The organism is Streptomyces sp. 2114.4, assembly GCF_900187385.1.
GTDB lineage: Bacteria > Actinomycetota > Actinomycetes > Streptomycetales > Streptomycetaceae > Streptomyces > Streptomyces mooreae.
In genome coordinates, this window is sequence record NZ_FYEY01000001.1 from 87,648 (window position 1) to 104,573 (window position 16,926).

13 protein-coding genes are annotated in these 16,926 nt (G+C 71.4%); 11 read left to right on the plus strand and 2 right to left on the minus strand.

All coding sequences use genetic code 11. The features are described 5' to 3' along the window. Nucleotides 1-12 precede the first annotated feature (12 nt). The 6 genes from CFW40_RS00400 to CFW40_RS00420 all read left to right on the plus strand — a co-directional run bounded on the left by CFW40_RS00400 (nt 13) and on the right by CFW40_RS00420 (nt 5,872). Nucleotides 13-483 (plus strand): NUDIX hydrolase, encoded by a 471-nt coding sequence (locus CFW40_RS00400; RefSeq protein ID WP_256331684.1) that lies wholly within the window; start codon nt 13-15, stop codon nt 481-483. 792 nt (nt 484-1,275) lie between these two features. Further along, a complete protein-coding gene (locus CFW40_RS37690) occupies nt 1,276-1,488 on the plus strand; it encodes a hypothetical protein (RefSeq protein ID WP_093494104.1) in 213 nt (70 codons plus the stop codon). Between the two features lie 11 nt (nt 1,489-1,499). Beyond that, complete coding sequence (locus CFW40_RS38825; protein ID WP_373433767.1) at nt 1,500-1,793, plus strand: IPT/TIG domain-containing protein; 294 nt, start codon at nt 1,500-1,502, stop codon at nt 1,791-1,793. Beyond that, a complete protein-coding gene (locus CFW40_RS00410) occupies nt 1,703-2,458 on the plus strand; it encodes an IPT/TIG domain-containing protein (protein ID WP_088795832.1) in 756 nt (251 codons plus the stop codon). Before CFW40_RS38825 ends, CFW40_RS00410 begins: the two co-directional genes overlap by 91 nt. Before the next feature lie 415 nt (nt 2,459-2,873). Next, nucleotides 2,874-4,568, plus strand: a complete 1,695-nt coding sequence (locus tag CFW40_RS00415; protein ID WP_088795833.1) for an APC family permease — start codon at nt 2,874-2,876, stop codon at nt 4,566-4,568. Between the two features lie 128 nt (nt 4,569-4,696). Further along, on the plus strand, nt 4,697-5,872 hold the full coding sequence (locus CFW40_RS00420) for an FAD-dependent oxidoreductase (RefSeq protein ID WP_088795834.1): 1,176 nt from the start codon (nt 4,697-4,699) through the stop codon (nt 5,870-5,872). 41 nt (nt 5,873-5,913) lie between these two features. Here the strand turns inward: CFW40_RS00420 and CFW40_RS00425 are convergent, their stop codons facing one another. Further along, nucleotides 5,914-6,657, minus strand: a complete 744-nt coding sequence (locus tag CFW40_RS00425; RefSeq protein WP_088795835.1) for an alpha/beta fold hydrolase — start codon at nt 6,655-6,657, stop codon at nt 5,914-5,916. A gap of 83 nt (nt 6,658-6,740) precedes the next feature. On the opposite strand from CFW40_RS00425, the gene CFW40_RS00430 reads away from it, so the two are divergent. Both CFW40_RS00430 and rph read left to right on the plus strand, forming a co-directional pair. Beyond that, the gene (locus CFW40_RS00430; protein WP_088795836.1) at nt 6,741-7,715 is read left to right on the plus strand and encodes a YafY family protein; all 975 of its coding nucleotides are present in this window, start codon (nt 6,741-6,743) and stop codon (nt 7,713-7,715) included. Between the two features lie 386 nt (nt 7,716-8,101). Next, the gene (gene rph / locus CFW40_RS00435; protein WP_088801817.1) at nt 8,102-10,714 is read left to right on the plus strand and encodes a rifamycin-inactivating phosphotransferase; all 2,613 of its coding nucleotides are present in this window, start codon (nt 8,102-8,104) and stop codon (nt 10,712-10,714) included. Between the two features lie 116 nt (nt 10,715-10,830). On the opposite strand, the gene CFW40_RS00440 is transcribed toward rph, so the two are convergent. Then, nucleotides 10,831-11,685 carry an alpha/beta fold hydrolase gene (locus CFW40_RS00440; protein WP_088795837.1) on the minus strand — a complete coding sequence of 285 codons (855 nt, stop codon included), beginning with the start codon at nt 11,683-11,685 and terminating at the stop codon, nt 10,831-10,833. A gap of 163 nt (nt 11,686-11,848) precedes the next feature. Between CFW40_RS00440 and CFW40_RS00445 the strand changes: the two genes are divergently transcribed. The 3 genes from CFW40_RS00445 (at nt 11,849) to CFW40_RS00455 (ending at nt 16,739) form a co-directional block, all read left to right on the plus strand. Further along, on the plus strand, nt 11,849-12,631 hold the full coding sequence (locus CFW40_RS00445) for an Asp/Glu racemase (protein WP_176956625.1): 783 nt from the start codon (nt 11,849-11,851) through the stop codon (nt 12,629-12,631). Nucleotides 12,632-12,858: 227 nt separating this feature from the next. Next, a complete protein-coding gene (locus CFW40_RS00450) occupies nt 12,859-13,671 on the plus strand; it encodes a trans-aconitate 2-methyltransferase (protein ID WP_088795838.1) in 813 nt (270 codons plus the stop codon). A gap of 377 nt (nt 13,672-14,048) precedes the next feature. After that, on the plus strand, nt 14,049-16,739 hold the full coding sequence (locus CFW40_RS00455; RefSeq protein ID WP_256331683.1) for a SpoIIE family protein phosphatase/ATP-binding protein: 2,691 nt from the start codon (nt 14,049-14,051) through the stop codon (nt 16,737-16,739). Nucleotides 16,740-16,926 lie beyond the last annotated feature (187 nt).

A 16,926-nucleotide genomic window follows, 5' to 3' on the forward strand; every position in this document is an offset into this window, starting at 1 on the left:
CAAGGATGTGCTGTGACTCCGGCTCCCCGTGCTGAGCTGATCAACGACCTCTTGGCGGCCGCGGATCGGGACGCCATCACCAAGCACGTCGTCGGGGCTGTCATCCCCGACGGCAACGGCCGCGTGCTGCTCATGCGCCGTGCCGCCGATGACTTCATGGGAGGCCTGTGGGAACTCCCCTCCGGCGGCGTGGACCCCGGCGAGGGACTGCTCGACGCCCTCCGTCGCGAAGTGAGGGAGGAGACCGGCCTGCCTCTGGTCTCCATCGACGGCTACCTCGGCCACTTCGACTACACCTCCGGCTCCGGAAAGCGGGCCCGCCAGTTCACCTTCGCCGCCTCGACCGACCTCGGCGCGCCCGTGCGACTCTCCCCGGACGAGCACGACGCCTATCTGTGGGCAGACGCAGCAGGGCAAGAGCAGGTGTCACCGGCCGTGCGGACACTCCTGGACACCTGGAAGGCCTCCTCGAACCGCCGATGATGCACCTGCACGTCGACGCCGGCGACGGCGACGGCGAGCAGGTCACCTTCGGTGGCCTTGGTGTGGTGACGGGCTTTCGGTGGGCGGACCGGGTGAGGTTGGCTGATTGTGCTGCGTGGTTGGCGTGGCTGCCGGTCGCTCGGCCGTATCCGGGGCCGAGGGGGAGCCACTGCTTCGGCGACCGGCAACGGCAACGGCACACACCACGCCGCGCGATCGGCCTTTCGGGTGACCTCGCGCTCGGAGCGTTGCCTTCGCCGTCACCGGAATGGGTTACTTGGTCCGTCCGATTCCGGTGGGCCGCCCATCCTTTCCGGGGGAGTGGAAGGCGTCCTGCCCGCGTCGGAGTCTCGTGTGCCATGACGAGGCGCCGAGCGCGCTCCTCCGTTGAGGCATGCCGGTAACGGCCGTATCAGCGCCGCCGTGTGCGCCCCTGCGGCCGGCCCGCGAGCTGGTCTGGAGCCGTCATGCATGCTGTTCGCCCCGCGCACCTCACCGGCCCGCGCCACGCGCCCGGAAGAGCACGCCCGGTCCCGCTCCGCTTCGTCCCGCCTCCCTTGGTGGTGCGTCGCCCCGCGGAGACCGTCGATGCGGAAGCCGGCGATGCGGTCATCGGAGGCATGACGCGAGCGAGGGCGGTCTCATGCTGACACCGGCGCGCCCGAACGGGCCCTTTCTGATCACCGACCGGGACGGGCACTGCATCGCCGTCATCGACCCGGTCACCCGCAAGATCGTGCCCACTGTGAGCGCCCCGGTCCCGCTCGTGGCACGGGGGGCGGGGACGACCTGGTGCTCCGTACCACGGTGGACCGCGCGGACCTGCCGAGGGCGCTCGACAGCGGCACGCTGCTGCACGCCCTGGCCGGCGCGCCGGCCCGGACGGCCGGCGCATCGGGACCACCCGGCGCATCGGGACTGATCGGCACACCGGAGCCGATCGGCACGCCGGGACAGCTACAGCAGGCCTACCTCGCCGGCCGGCCGACGTACCCGGACTGCTGAGCCTGTCCGGGATCTTCCCCGACCACGGCTCCTACAGCGGCGGCACCCTGGTGACGATCGTCGGGCGCCACTTCACCGGCGCCACCGCGGTGTACTTCGGCACCCGGCCGGCGGCCGGCTTCTCCGTCCTCGACGACCGGACCATCCTCGCGGTGCCCCCGCGGGCAGCGGGGCGGTTCCGGTCACCGTCACCACACCCGACGGCAGCGCCCGCGTGGGGTACTTCCTCTACCTGTACTGGCCCAGTCTTTCGCGGCTCATCCCCTCCGCCGGTCCGGTCGGCGGGGGCAATGTGGTGGAGCTGACGGGCGCCAACCTGAGCACCGCGCTGCTGGTGCACTTCGGTGACGCGATCGCCTTCCCCACCGCGGTCTCCGAGGGGCAGCTGCTGGTGACCGCTCCCCCGGTCGCGGGGCCCGGTACCGTCCCGGTCTACGTGACCACCACCGGCGGGGTGAGCAACCGGCTGCTCTACACCCATGCCGCGGCGCCGTCGGTGACCGGCGTCAGCCCGGGCACCGGGCCGATCGCGGGCGGTACCACCCTGGTGGTGACGGGCACCGGCCTGAGCCAGGTCACCGCCGTCACCGTCGGCGGTCTGCCCGCGGTGTCCTTCCGTGCGTACTCCGACACCCTGCTGCTGGTGGTGACGCCCCCGGGGACGCCGGGTCCGGCCGACCTCGTCATCACCACCGCGGGCGGCAGCGTGACCGTGGCCGGCGGCTTCGGCTACCAGGCGCCCACACAGACGGCCGTCAGCTCCGCGCCCGACCCCTCCGTCGTGGGTGAAGTCACCGCGACGGTCACCGCGGTGGCTCCCGGGACGGGCACTCCCACCGGGACCGTCACCCTCGCCATCGCCGGGCGCACCCCCAGACCGTGTCCCTGGTCAACGGCCGGGCCAGCGCGGTGTTCAGCCCCCTGCCGAAGGGCACCCACCTCGCCACCGGCAACTACAACGGCGACGTGAGCTACGCACCGTCCAGTCGAACCACCACCCAGGTGGTCAACAACTGAGGCACCGCGGACGACCGTCGGCCAGGTGGCCCGTGCCACCCGGCCGACGGCGTTCAGCTGCCGGGCCGGGTCCCTCGAAACCCGCGCTTCCCTCCTCGCGGACAGGCCCCGACCCGGCCCTCGCTGTGACGCGTCTCATGCCGGGGCCTCCCGGGCCGCCGAAGAGCAGCGGCCGGGGCGTGAACGGGCCATGGGCCCGGGCCTGTTGACCTTGGTCCCGTGGCTTGCCGGGGCCGGTCCGCCTGGTGTTCCCGCGGCGCAGCGGCATTCCCGCCACCGGGCCGGAAATAGGGTGGTCGCCAGCAGCGGACAGCGGCCCCCCGGCAGTGCGGGGGGCCTGCGCAACACCAGGACGGACAACACCTCCCATGGACATGAGCGCCGGCGAGCGCAAGGGGCTCAGCCTCTTCGCCCTCATCATGATCGGGATAGGCTCGATCTTCGGCTCCGGATGGCTCTTCGGAGCAGGCGCAGCCGCCCAGGTGGCGGGCCCCGCGGCACTGGTCGCGTGGGTGATCGGCGTCGTCTTCATCGGCATGATCGCGATGTCGTACGCGGAGGTCGGCTCCGCCTACCCGATCCCCGGCGGCATGGCCCGCTACGGGCACCTCTCGCACGGCCCGGTCCTGGGCTTCCTCACCGGCTGGGCGGTGTGGATCGCCACCGCCTCACTGATCCCGATCGAGTCGATCGCGGCCACCCAGTACATGACGTCCTGGAGCTTCGGCTGGGCGAAGGGCCTGGTCGATCCGGGCACCCACCAGCTGACCCTCTCCGGCACGGTGGTGGCGCTGGTTTTGACCCTCGCGCTCTGGCTGACCTGTTTCTGGTCGGTGCAGCTGCTGGCCCGCGCCAACACCGTGCTCACCCTGGTCAAGTTCGCCATCCCGGTGCTGGCGGTGCTCGCCCTCGTCGGGTCCGGCTTCCACACCTCGAACTTCACCGCCCACGGCGGCTTCGCCCCGTACGGCTGGCCGGCCGTGCTCACCGCCGTCACCACCTGCGGTGTGGTCTTCGCCTTCAACGGGTTCCAGGCCGTGGTCAACCTCGGCGGCGCCGCCAAGAACCCGGGCCGGGCCATCCCGCTCGCCCTGGCCGGCGCGCTCGCACTGGGCCTGGTGATCTATCTGGCGCTGCAGGTCTCCTACCTCGGCGCGGTGCCGCCGGAGCTGCTGGAGCGGGCCGGCGGCTGGCAGGGCGTGAACCTCAATTCGCCGTTCGCCGACCTGGCGGAACTGCTGATGCTGCACTGGGTGGTCACCATGCTGCAGTTCGGCGCGTTCATCTCGCCGGCCGGGTCCAACATCGCCAATGTCGCCTCGGCCGCGTACATGGTCACCAACCTCGCCGAGACCGGTTTCTTCCCGCGGAAGCTGGCGGCCGTGCACCCCCGCTACGGCACCGCCCGCCCCGCGATGTGGCTCAATCTCGGCTTCTCCGTGGTACTGCTGCTCACCGTCGGCCGCAGTTGGCAGGCGCTGGCCGGCGTGGTGTCGGCGGCCATGGTCATCTCGTATCTGATCGGCCCGATCGCGGTGGGGGTGCTGCGGCGGACCCGCCCGGACCTGCCCCGTCCCTTCCGGCTGCCGGCCGCCGGGGTGCTGTGCCCGGTCACCTTCGCCTTCGCCGCCTGCGCGCTGTACTGGTCGAAGTGGCCGGAGACCGGCAAGATCACCCTGCTGACGCTGGTGGCCGTGCCGGTCGCGGCGCTGGTGCTGTGGCGCCGGGGCGAGCTCGGAAAGGGCCGCGAGGCGTCCGGCGGGGGCGGACGCGGCGCGAGCCTGCTGCGGCTGTTCGCTCCGGCCTGGTGGATGATCACCTTCCTGGTGTGGACGGCCACGGTCTCCGCGCTGGGCGGCCGGGAGTTCGGCGGCCGCGGAATCCTCCCCGGCGTGCTGGGCACCGTCCTGATCGCGGTCACCGCCCCGGTCTTCTACTTGTGGGCGGTGCGCTCCGGGGTCAGGGCCCACGAACGGGGCCTGACCGGCGCTCTGTCCGTCGCCGAAGCCGCCCCGCACCCCACCGGCGCCCCCGACGACGCACGCCCGAAGGCCTCCGTCTGAGGGGCCGTCGAAGGACACCCCGCAGCGTGCACGAGCCATTGGCCGCAGATTCCTGAAACGCCGGGCCGACCGGGTACATCATTTACCCGGAGGCCCGAGGGGGACCTGCGCGGAGAATGGAGCACCACGTGACACGCATACTGGTCATCGGCGGCGGGATCGCCGGTACGGCGACCGCTCTGGCCCTGCACAAGGCAGGGTTCGACGTCGCCGTGCACGAGGCGCATCCCGACACGGCCGAGGACATCGGGGCGTTCCTGACCTTGGCGAGCAACGGGATGCGCGCACTGGCGCAGCTCGACGCCTCGGATGCGGTCACCGCGCTCGGCTTTCCGTTGCGCGCGATGCGGGTGCTCGACGACCAGGGTGCCGAGATGGCCCGGGTGCCGCTCGGGGAGCCCGACGACGCGTCCCTGCGGTACCGGTGCGTGCGCCGTGGCGAGTTGAACGCCGCGTTGCAGGCCGAGGCCGTGCGCCGGGGAATCGAGCTGTCGCACGGGGCGCGGCTGGTGTCCGTGCAGAACGGGCCGAGCAAGGTGACCGCGCGTTTCGCCGACGGCGGCGTCGCGACCGGTGATCTGCTCATCGGCGCCGACGGCCTGAACTCGGCCATCCGGCAATCGATCGCGCCCGGCGCGGATCCTGTCTACGCGGGGCAGAGCGTCTTTTACGGCTACACGCACAGCGCCCCGGTGGCGGAGGACACGGGGCACATCACCATGGTGCGGGGCAGCGGTGCCGCCGTCGGCTACGCGGTCTCGCCGGACGGGGAGACGTACTGGTTCGCGCGCGTTACCGGTCCAGCCCTCCCCGCCGATGAACTCGCACACCCCACGCCCTCCCGCTGGCGGCAGCAACTCGTCGATCTGCTGGGCAAGGACGCCACCCCCGCTGCGGGCATCGTCGCGGCCTCCACCGACGGCATCATGGCCACCAACGCCACCGAGATCCCGCCCAAAACCCCCTGGCGCTCCGGGCGGACGCTGCTCATCGGTGATGCCGCGCACGCGGCGTCACCCGCGACGGGGCAAGGGGCCTCGATGGCGTTGGAGGACGCCGTCATCCTCGCCAAGTCCCTGCGGGACACGCCCGACCCGGACAGCGCACTCACCCTCTACGAGGCGTACCGCCGCCCCCGCGTGGAGCACAACATCACCGCCAGCGGAGAGATCTCCCGCGGCACCCGCCCCGCCCCCTCCCGCACCGGCCGGGCCCCCTCCCCTCAGCGCCCCGGCGACGACACCCTGACCCGCCAACTGGACTGGGACCTCGATATGAACGCCGTCGGCGGCAACGCGGGCTGAGCCGGCAACGCCGGCCACGCGAGGGGAGCAGGCCTTGCCCGTCAGTGTCCGGAAGCGACGACTGTGTCGAGGGTCCGGGCAAGTTCGACGGGTGTCGACAGCATGGGCCAATGCCCGGTGGGCAGGTGGAAGCGCCGCCACGGTGACTGGTGGAGGAAGGCCAGCGCCGGTATCCCGGCATCCAGCAGGGCCTGGGCATCGTTGCAGGCGACCACCACGTGGTCGACGTCGGGGCCGACCTCTCCGGGGCAGGTCAGCCGCTGTTCGAAGGTGCGGAAGGGCTGGGACGTGGCCCGGGTGCGCATGAGGTCGAGCCGGTCCTCGTCCAGCCCGTCGAGGGAGCTGAACGTGCCGAGCAGGCCGACGGGCGGCAAGGGCAGCCGCCATCCGTCTCCGTGCTCGGCAACCTGCTGGTGCAGGCGGTTCACCACGTCTTCCGGCATGACGTCGAGCAGGCCCGTGCCCTCGGCAAAGGGAGCGCTGTCCAGATAGACGACACGTTCCAGGCGCGTCCCGAGGCGGACCGCGGCGGCAGTGACGGGAACCGACGCATAGCTGTGCGCGACGAGGGTGACCTCGTGCAGGTCCTGCTCCGCGACGAACGCGGTGATGTCGTCGATGTGCGTGTCCAGGCCCACCTCCGGGGTGGCGAGGGCGGACCGTTCGCCCAGGCCGGTCAGCGTCATCGGCAGCACCCGGTGGCCGCGCTCCCGCAGCGCCTGCGCGGTGTCCTCCCACACCCAGGCCCCGAGCCAGGCACCAGGGACGAGTACGAAGGTAGCCATGCGGTTTCTCCTTGGATTTAAGGGGTTTCGGCGAGAGTAGAGTCCCTAGAGGACAGTTTCCGCCCTCAAATACCGAGTGATCCATGTCATACCCCCTGACGCGTGTACTGGCCCTGCTGGAACTCCTCCAGACGCAGCCGGGTCTGACCGGTGCACAGCTGGCGGACCGTCTGGGGACCGATGTGCGCACGGTGCGGCGCTACGCGGCACGCCTGCGCGAGCTGGGCCTCCCGGTGGAATCGGGCCGGGGCCGCTTCGGCGGCTACCGGCTGGCCCGCGGCTACCGGATGCCGCCGCTGATGCTCACCAACGAAGAAGCCCTCGTGATCGTGCTGGGGTTGCTGGCCGGGGACCGCCTGGGCATGAGCACCACCGCCCCGGCCGGCGCCGGCGCCCTTGCCAAGATCGAGCGAGTACTCCCGGATCCGCTGCGTGCACCGCTGGCCGCCATGCGGGACACCTTGTCCTTCACCACCGACACCGTGCTTGCGCAGGCCCCCGAAACAGGCGTCCTGCTGACCCTGGCGCAGGCATGCCACTCCGGTCACACCGTCGGCCTGCGTTACCGCGACTGGCACCGGGAACACACGGAACGCGAGGTCGACCCGTACGGCGTGGTCTTCCATTCCGGGTGCTGGTACCTCGTCGGCCACGACCACCTCCGGGACGGCCTGCGTACCTTTCGCATCGACCGGATCGCCTCCGCCACGCCCGGTGCGGCAACGTTCACCGCCCCCGACGACTTCGACCCGGTGACCCACCTCACCGCATCCCTGGCCCGGACCCCCGCACCGTGGCGGGTCGAGGTACTGATCGAGGGCCCCCTCGAGGACGTCGCGCGCCGGCTGCCACGCACGATCGTCACTCTCACCGCCACCCCCACCGGCGTCCTCATGCGCGCACAGGCCGCACGGCTGGACAGCGTGGCCCGCCTGCTCGCCTCCCTGGAGTGGCCCTTCACCGTCCACAGCCCCGACCAACTGCGCGACTCGCTCGCAGACCTGGCCCAACGGCTCACGGCCGGCGCCGAACGACGGCCCGGGGACCCTCCGGCGTAGACGGCGCCTCATCGCCTCCACGGCGTCGCCAACCGCCCCGGGCCGCGGGGGGGGGTCGGCGTGGGCCGTTCGCCGGTGCGCGTGGTGACGGCCAACAGAAAAGGCAAGGAGAGCTCTCTCCTTGCCACTCCTAACGTATAGCGCACCGGGGGGCTTGCGGCAAGGCCCAGGGGGTGACGCAAAATCGTCGGCCGAGACCACAACCTGCGGAAATGAGGGCACGGCGTGCGTGAGTTGTCGACGTATGGGGGGATGCGGTGGCGTCGAACCAGTGGGGGGACAGAGACGAAGACATGCCTGACAAGCGGGTCGACGAAGCGGGAGGCGCCGGTGCGGCGACCGGCCGGCGCAGTGCGGCGGGACACGACTGCCACGGAGGCATCGCGATGATCGAGCAGTACGTGCGGGATCTGCACGAGGCTGACGAGACGCAGGTCGCGGTTGTCGGCGGCAAGGGCGCGCACCTGGGCGGGCTGTCGGGGATCGACGGCATCCGCGTACCGGGGGGCTTCTGCGTGACGACGGACGCCTTCCGGCGGATCATGAAGGAAGCACCGTCGATCGACGATCGGCTCGATCAGCTGTCGCGCCTGAACCCGGACGACAGGGAGGCGATCCGCACGCTCAGCGCGGAGATCCGCCGGACCATCGAAGGCATCGCCATCCCGGGCGATCTCGCTGCGGAGATCACCCGCGCGCTCACCCGGCTCGGCGAACAGAGCGCCTACGCCGTCCGCTCCAGCGCGACGGCCGAGGACCTGCCGACGGCTTCCTTCGCCGGCCAGCAGGACACGTACCTGAACGTCGTGGGGCCAGCGGCGATCCTCCGGCACGTCAGCCGGTGTTGGGCCTCGCTGTTCACCGAACGGGCCGTGACCTACCGGCAGCGGAACGGCATCGGCCACCATACGGTCCACATGGCCGTGGTCGTGCAGCAGATGGTCTTCCCGCATGCGGCCGGCGTCCTGTTCACGGCCGACCCCGTCACGGGCAACCGGAAGGTGGCCACCGTCGACGCCGGCTTCGGCCTCGGCGAGGCCCTGGTCTCCGGCCTGGTGAACCCGGACGTCTTCACGGTGCGGGACGGTGAAGTCGTCACCAAGGCGATCGCCGCCAAACAGCGTGCCCTGCACGCCCTGCCAACCGGCGGTACGCGAGAAGTGACGATCGACGCACAGCGGCAGGAGCAGCCGGCGCTGACGGATGCGCAGGCCGTGCGGCTCGTGCAGCTCGGGCGACGGATCGAAGACCATTTCGGCCGCCCGCAGGACATCGAATGGTGCCTGGTCGACGACGACTTCCAGATCGTTCAGAGCCGGCCGATCACGACGCTGTTCCCGATCCCCGAGACCGGCGACCAGGAGAACCACGTCTTCGTCTCCGTCGGCCATCAGCAGATGATGACCGACCCCATGAAGCCCCTGGGGCTCTCCATGTGGCAGCTGACGGCCATGGTGCCGATGCACGAGGCCGCCGGGAGGCTGTTCGTCGACGTCACCCGGCGCCTGTCCTCGCCCGCGAGCCGCGCCGGCCTCCTGGACCTCATGGGGAGAGGCGACCCGCTGGTCAGGGACGCGCTGGAGACCGTCCTCGACCGCGACGGTTTCGTCCCGTCGCTCCCGGACGCGGGTCCCGGCGGGCCGCCGGCCGGCGGTGCGCCCGCTCCGATCGAGACCGATCCGGCCCTCGTCACCGAGCTGATCGAGCGCAGCCAGGCATCCATCGCGGCGCTGGAGCGCGACATCCGGACGAAGACCGGACCGGCGCTGTTCGACTTCCTGCTGGAGGCCTTCGAGGAGCACAAGCGGGTCCTCAGCGACCCGCTGAACTTCCAGGCGATCATGGCAGGCATGGAGGCCACATGGTGGCTCAACGACAAGCTGCAGGAGTGGCTGGGCGAGAAGAACGCGGCGGACACGCTCACGCTGTCCGCCCCCGGCAACGTCACGTCGGAGATGGGGCTGGCGCTGCTCGACGTCGCGGACGTGATCCGCCCGCAGTCGGAAGTGGTGGCGTTCCTGCAGGGCGCCCTGGACGGGGGCTTGCTGGACGGGAGCTTCCTGGACGAGTTGGCGAAGCTCGCGGGCGGGACCGAGGCGCGCGACGCCATCGAGGGCTACCTCGACCGGTACGGCATGCGCTGCGTCGGCGAGATCGACATCACCAGGCCGCGATGGCGCGAGCGCCCCACCTCGCTCGTGCCCGTGCTCCTCGACAACATCAGGAACTTCGAGCCGGGCGCCGCCGAGCGCCGCTTCGAGCAAGGGCGGCGGAAGGCGCGGAAGAAGGAACAGGACGTGCTGTCGCGCTTGCGTGCTCTGCCGGACGGGGACCGGAAAGCCGACGAGGCCAAGCGGATGATCGACCGGGTCAGAACCTTCATCGGGTACCGGGAGTACCCGAAGTACGGCATCGTCAGCCGCTACTTCGTCTACAAGCAGGCTCTGCTGGCGGAGGCCGGGCGCCTCGTGCAGGCCGACGTGCTTCCCGAGAAGGAGGACATCTTCTACCTCACGTTCCAGGAACTCCACGACGTCGTGCGCTCGCACCAGGTGGATGACGGGCTCATCCAGCAGCGCAAGGACGCCTTCCGGTCGTACCAGGCGCTCACCCCGCCCCGGGTCCTCACCTCGGACGGCGAGGCGTTCACCGGGGCGTACCGGCGCGACGACGTGCCGGCCGGCGCCCTGACCGGCCTGCCGGTTTCCGCCGGGACCATCGAGGGAAGGGCCCGCGTCATCCTCGACATGGCGGAGGCCGATCTCGAAGCGGGCGACATCCTGGTCACCACCTTCACGGACCCCAGCTGGTCGCCGCTGTTCGTCGCGGTCGCGGGCCTGGTGACGGAAGTGGGCGGCCTGATGACCCATGGCGCAGTGATCGCCCGGGAGTACGGCCTGCCGGCCGTCGTGGGCGTCGAGCAAGCCACCCGTCTGATCCGGGACGGGCAACGGATCCGCGTGCACGGAACCGACGGGTACGTCGAGATCCTGTCCTGACCGTTCACGGCAGAGCGCCCCGTTGGTCTGCGCACAGGCCAACGGGGCCTCTTCACGTCCGCATGCGAGCAGCAGGAACCGCGCGAAGGCACGCTTCGTGAACTGTGCCGGGTGCTTCAGCCGGGCAGTCCTCGAACGAACCCGGCGACCACCGCCGCCACCGCTTCCGGAGTCTCCATGGTCATGGGGTGAGTGGCGTCGATCCGGTCGACGCTGACCGTCGGCCGGGTGCGGGAGACCGCATCCAGCTCGTCAGCGACCTCTCGTGCGAACCGGGAAGTGAATTCATCGAACCACTCCATGCCGGGCGCAGGCGGTAGCTGTCGGCCGGCCTGTACCAGCAGCAGCGGGCGGTCGACCCCCTCCAGCCATGCGGCGACACCGGGCGCGCCGAGCCTGTGGAGTTCGTCGACAATCTCCAGCGGCGCCGGCCGTTCCGGCAGCGTCTGCCACGTGCCGTCGGGCAACGGGCGTGCGGCCGCACGGGCGGCGGGCGCCGCCCGGTCCGCGGGAATCCCGAACCGGGCGCAGTTGAGGACCTGCTCCTCGATGTACTCGGGTGGCGCGATGACCCCGGCCGACGCCAGCAGCCCCTCACTCACCCGGTCGGCGCCGGGGTACTCGCGTCCCCACCAGAAGCCGTCGAGATTCACGGCGGCTCGGGTACGGTCCGGGTTCGCCCGGGCGTACTCGACCGCGACCAGTCCGCCGAGGGAATGGCCCACCACTACGGCCTCCGGCACGCCCTGCGCGTCGAGTGTGTCCGTGAGGTGCCGCACCACGGCGGGGATGGTCCAGGGGGAGATAGCGGGAGAGCGGCCGTGTCCGGGAAGGTCGACGGCGAGGACACGGTGGCCGGAGGTGAGCTGGGCGGCCGAGGCGTCCCAGTCGGCGAGCGACCTTCCGTAACCGTGCAGGAGCACCAGTTGAGGGCCATCGCCCCCGTAATCATGAACGTGTAGGAGTGTCATTGGGCCTCACTGTAGAGGGCGCACAGCCAATCGCACAGCGGGAATCAACCCCCGTCGCATGCGAAGTGCGCGCTCTGCGCGGCGACTTGAGCGTGGGCCGCCGCCCAGCCGGCCCCAGCCGGGAATGCCACCGAGGCCCCGTTCGCACCACAGGTGAGAGACCATGGTGGATGTGACAGACCCGAACTACGCGGATGTGACAGGCCTGAACCACGCGCAGGGTTCGCCCGTCCCGCACCCCCGGTCCAGGGTGGGGGTGGTTGCCTCGTTCGACTTCGACCGGGACCGGGAGATCTGGCGCTGGGCGCCGGAGACGGTGTCGCTTTTCCTCGCGCGTACCGACCCTGTGACGTTCTCCGACAACCTCGAACTCGTCTCGTCCCTCAACCGCCCCGGCTGCGTGGACCGGCCCACCCGTGAGGTCTGCGCGATCGGCTCCCAGGTCGTCACCTACCTTTGCACCGCGTGCAGTTTCGTCGGGGGCGCCGCCGGCGAACGGGCGCTGCGCACGGCCATGCGCACCGCGGGTGCCCCGCAGGCCCTGACCGCGGCCGGGTCGGTGGTGGCGGCCCTGCGCGCGTTGGAGGCGCGGCGCGTCGCCGTGGTGCATCCCTACGAGCCGCCGGTGGGCAGGCGACTGCACGCGTACCTGACCGGCGAGGGTCTGGAGGTGCTGTCCCTCACCGACCTCGGCCTGGGCTCCGTCCACGAGATCTACGATGTGTCCTACGAGCAGGTGACCGCGGCGGTCCGGGCCGGCGTCCACCCGCAGGCCGACGCCGTGTTCATCAGCTGCACGGCGCTGCCGACCTACGACCTCATCGCCCCCTTGGAGGAGGAGTTCGGCAAGCCCGTCATCACGGTCAACCAGGCCACCATCTGGGCAGCGCTGCGCGCGGTGGGCGAGCGCGCCGTCGGACCTCGCCAGCAGTTGCTGAGTCTGTGACCCCGGGGCCGCCAGGTCGCAGAGCCGCAGGGCCGCAGGGCCGCCGCCCAGGATCGACGCAGGCCGGCGGCCGTGCGCCACCGGCCCCGGAGGGGGCACAGCCGCCACCTCCGGCCTCGCCACGTCCGTCCGTCCGTCCGACCGACCGACCAACCGTCCGTCCGTCCAACCGACCGACGCCATCGACACACCCCGGCTACCCACCCGAGCACGAGAAAGGCGCACCCATGACACAGCAGCCGGCCACCACCCCGTACAACAGCGGCCTGTTGAGCAATGACGCCGACCGCGAACGTGACCGCTTGGAGTCCATCCAGCGCAGTGTCGACGCTTTCACCACCGGCGTCCTCGACCGCCTTCCCATCGAATCGTCCTGGAACTGCCTGGAACTGGGCGCAGGTACAGGCTCCATCGCCTACTGGCTCGCCGGACGCTGTCCGGACGGCCGCGTGGTCGCCGCCGATCTCGACACCCGCCACCTCGATGCGAGCCGGGCCGCGAATCTGGAGATCCAGGAAGCCGACATCACGCGCGAGGACTACGCACCCGGCAGCTTCGACCTCATCCACGCCCGCTACCTGTTCTGCCATCTCCAGGAACGCGACCAGATGGTCGCGCGGGCCGCCGGCTGGCTCTCCCCCGGTGGCTGGCTCCTCATCGAAGAGCCCTATCACCTGCCGGCCGGCACCTCGCCCTTCCCCCTGGTCCAGCGCATCCTCGACGCCTACCAGCGCACCTACCGCGAACACGGCGCCGACATGACCTGGGCCCGGGCCCTGCCTGCCCTCCTCGCCCGCAACGCACTGACCGAGGTGGCCTTCGCCGGAAACCTCGGCTGTATGGGCGGACTCGGCCAGGACCGCTGGCTCCCGCTCATCACCCAGGCGGCTCCCGCCCTCCTCGCCGACGGCCTGGTCACCGAGGCCGACCTGACCGAGTTCGCCACCCTGCTCAAAGACCCGGCGTTCATCGACATCCCGCAGGTCACCATCTCGGCATGGGGCCGCCGTCCCGGCACACACCCGAACACGGAGGCCTGAGCGGGACGGGGAGGGCCGGTGCGGTCACAGCCTGGCGGCCGTTCGCCGCCCCGTGGGGCAACTGCCGTAGCGCGCCTTGCCGACCTCCGGGCAATACAGCATAAATAAGGAGCATGAGCGGAAATCCGGGTCGATTCCGGCGTTGGCTGAGCCACGCGCCCGGCCGTTCCGCCATTCCGGGCACACCCCCTGCCGGGGACAGCACCGGCGACGACCAGCAGGGCGAACGCACAGCGGAGGCCGGAGATCCGACGGAAGAGGGCGGTCTTACCGGGGACGGTGTCCCCACAGAGGCCCGCGGCCCCGCGGACACCGGCGGCCCCCCGCAGGGCGAACCCCCCGCGAGCGCCGGAGGTCCGCAGCACATACGGCCCTCCTTGACCACGCGCAGCGTCGCGGGGGAAGTCTTCCTCCTCCAGCTGGTGCTCGTGGTGCTGCTGGTCGCGGCGGCGGTGGTCGCCCTCGTCGTCCAGGCCCGGCGGGACACCATGACCGACGCCCGGCACCGCACGCTCGCCGCCGCCGAGTCCTTCGCGCACTCCTGGGGGCTCCAGGAGGCGCTGAACAGTGACAATCCGTCCGCGAAGCTCCAACCGCTCGCCGAGGCGGCCCGGAAGGCCTCCGGCGTCGATGCGCTCATCGTGTACAAGCTCGACGGGATCACCCTCACCCACAGCGACCCGCGGCAGATCGGCAAACACGTCATCGGCCCGTATGCCGAGGCCGCCCGGGGCAAGCCCTTCACCCGGACCTTCCAGGGCGCCCTGGGCCTCTCCGTGGTTTCCGCGGCCCCCGTCAAGGACGCCTCCGGCAGGGTCGTCGCCCTCGTCGCCGCGCCGGTCACGGTGGAGAAGGTGCAGAAATCGGTCAACCGGCAGCTGCCCATGTTCCTGGGCACCGCAGCCGTGGCACTGGCCCTCGCCGGAGGCGGAGCGGGGCTGGTGAGCCGTCGCCTGCGCCGGCAGACCCACGGTCTGGGACCGGCCGAGATGACCCGGATGTACGAGCACCACGATGCGGTCCTGCACGCGGTACGGGAGGGGGTCCTCATCGTCGGGCCCGACGGGCGGCTGCTGCTGGCCAACGACGAGGCGCGGCGGCTGCTGGACCTGCCGGCGGAAGCGGAGGGACGCCACGTCGGCGACCTGGGACTGGACCACCGCACCGCCGGACTCCTGGCCTCGGACCGCAGCGCCACCGACGAGGTGCACCTGGCCCAGGACCGACTGCTGGCCCTCAACAAGCGGTCCACCACCGCCCACGGGGCTCGCCAGGGAAGCGTGGTGACCCTGCGCGACACCACCGAGCTGAGGTGGCTGTCGGGGCGCGCCGAGGTGGCCCGGGAACGGCTCCGGCTCCTCTACGACGCCGGGGTGCGGATCGGCTCCACGCTCAACGTCGTGCGCACGGCCGAGGAACTGGCGCAGGTGGCGGTCCCCCGGTTCGCCGACATCGTCACCGTCGAGCTGCTGGACCCGGTCCTGAAGGGCGAGGAGCCGGCCGTGGCGGGTACCGAGCTGCGCCGGGCGGCCCTCGCCGGCCTGGCGCCGGACCATCCGCTCTACCCCGTCGGCGAGCTGATCCGGTTCGTCCCGGAGCCCCCGGTGGGCGCACACCGGGGCCGGATCCGCTCGATGGTGGAGCCGGACCTGGCCGGCTCGTCCGCCTGGCGGTCCCAGGACCCGGAACGCACCCGGCGCATCCTGGACCACGGGGTGCATTCCCTGGCGGTCGTACCGCTACGCGCCCGGGGGGTGGTGCTGGGACTCGTGGACTTCTGGCGGTCGGGGGGCACTCCGCCCTTCGACGACGAGGACCTGTCCTTCGCCGAGGAGCTGGCGGGGCGGGCCGCGGTGGGGATCGACAACGCCCGGCGCTACACCCGCGAGCGCACGATGGCGATGACGCTCCAGCGCAGTCTGATGCCCCGCGGCCTGCCCGACCAGGACATCCTGGAGGTGGCGCACCGCTATCTCCCCGCCCGGGCCGGAGTGGGCGGGGACTGGTTCGACGTCATCCCGCTGCCCGGCGCCCGGGTGGCGCTGGTCGTCGGCGACGTGGTCGGCCACGGCGTGCACGCGGCGGCCACCATGGGCCGGCTGCGCATCGCCGTGCACAACTTCTCGGCCCTGGACCTCTCCCCCGACGAGCTGCTGGGCCACCTCGACGAGCTGGTGACCCATCTCGATGTCCAGGACGAGGACAACGATGAGGGACCGGCGATCACCGGCGCCACCTGTCTGTACGTCATCTATGACTCCGTCTCCGGGCGGGTCACCGCGGCCACGGCCGGTCATCCGCCGCCGGCCGTGGCCTACCCCGACGGGACGGTGGAGTTCCTGCACCCTCCCGTCTCTCCGCCGTTGGGCCTGAGCACCGGCCTGCCCTTCGAGTCCACCGAGCTGTCGCTGCCGAAGGGCTCGCGGCTGGTGCTCTACACCGACGGGCTGATCGAGAGCCGCAGCCGCGACCTGGACGCGGGACTGGAGGCACTGCGTGCGGCCCTCGCCGGACCGGACCGTACGCCGGAGGACACCTGCGCCGCCGTCATGCAAGCGCTGCTGCCCGCCAGGCCCGCCGACGATGTCGCGCTGCTGGTGGCCCGGCCCCGGCGGCTGGGCCCTGCGGACGTCGCCGAGTGGGACGTCCCCCGCGACCCGGCGGCGGTGGGTCCGGTCCGCAACGCCTGCGTCCGCCGATTGGAGGACTGGGGTCTGCAGCACATCGCCTACGGCACCGAGCTCATCCTCAGCGAACTGATCACCAACGCCATTCGCTACGGTGCCGAGCCCATCCATGTGCGGCTCCTGCGCACCCGGGGCACCCTGATCTCCGAGGTCTCCGACGGCAGCAGCACCTCCCCGCACATCCGCCAGGCGAAGGCCACAGACGAGAACGGCCGCGGCCTCTTCCTCGTCGCGCAGTTCGCCGAGCGCTGGGGCACCCGCTACTCCCCCAGGGGCAAAACGATCTGGGCCTCCCAGGCGATCGCCCCCGATGCCCTGCCCCCGGAAGAGGAGTCACCGGACCACCTCCTCAGCCGTTGGGAGCAGCTCGGGGGGTGGTGAGGTCGTGGCACCGTGCCTGCGCCTGCGCCCGCTAACGAGCGGGGTACAGCCCTCCGCGGGTGGCGGTCACTCCCCCACCCGTGCTCTGCACTCGCCGCTGTGACCTGGCCCGATCACCGCCCTGACGGGGACACACAACGGGCACAGTAGGCTGATTCGGACCATTCCTGCAGAGAGAAACTCCGGG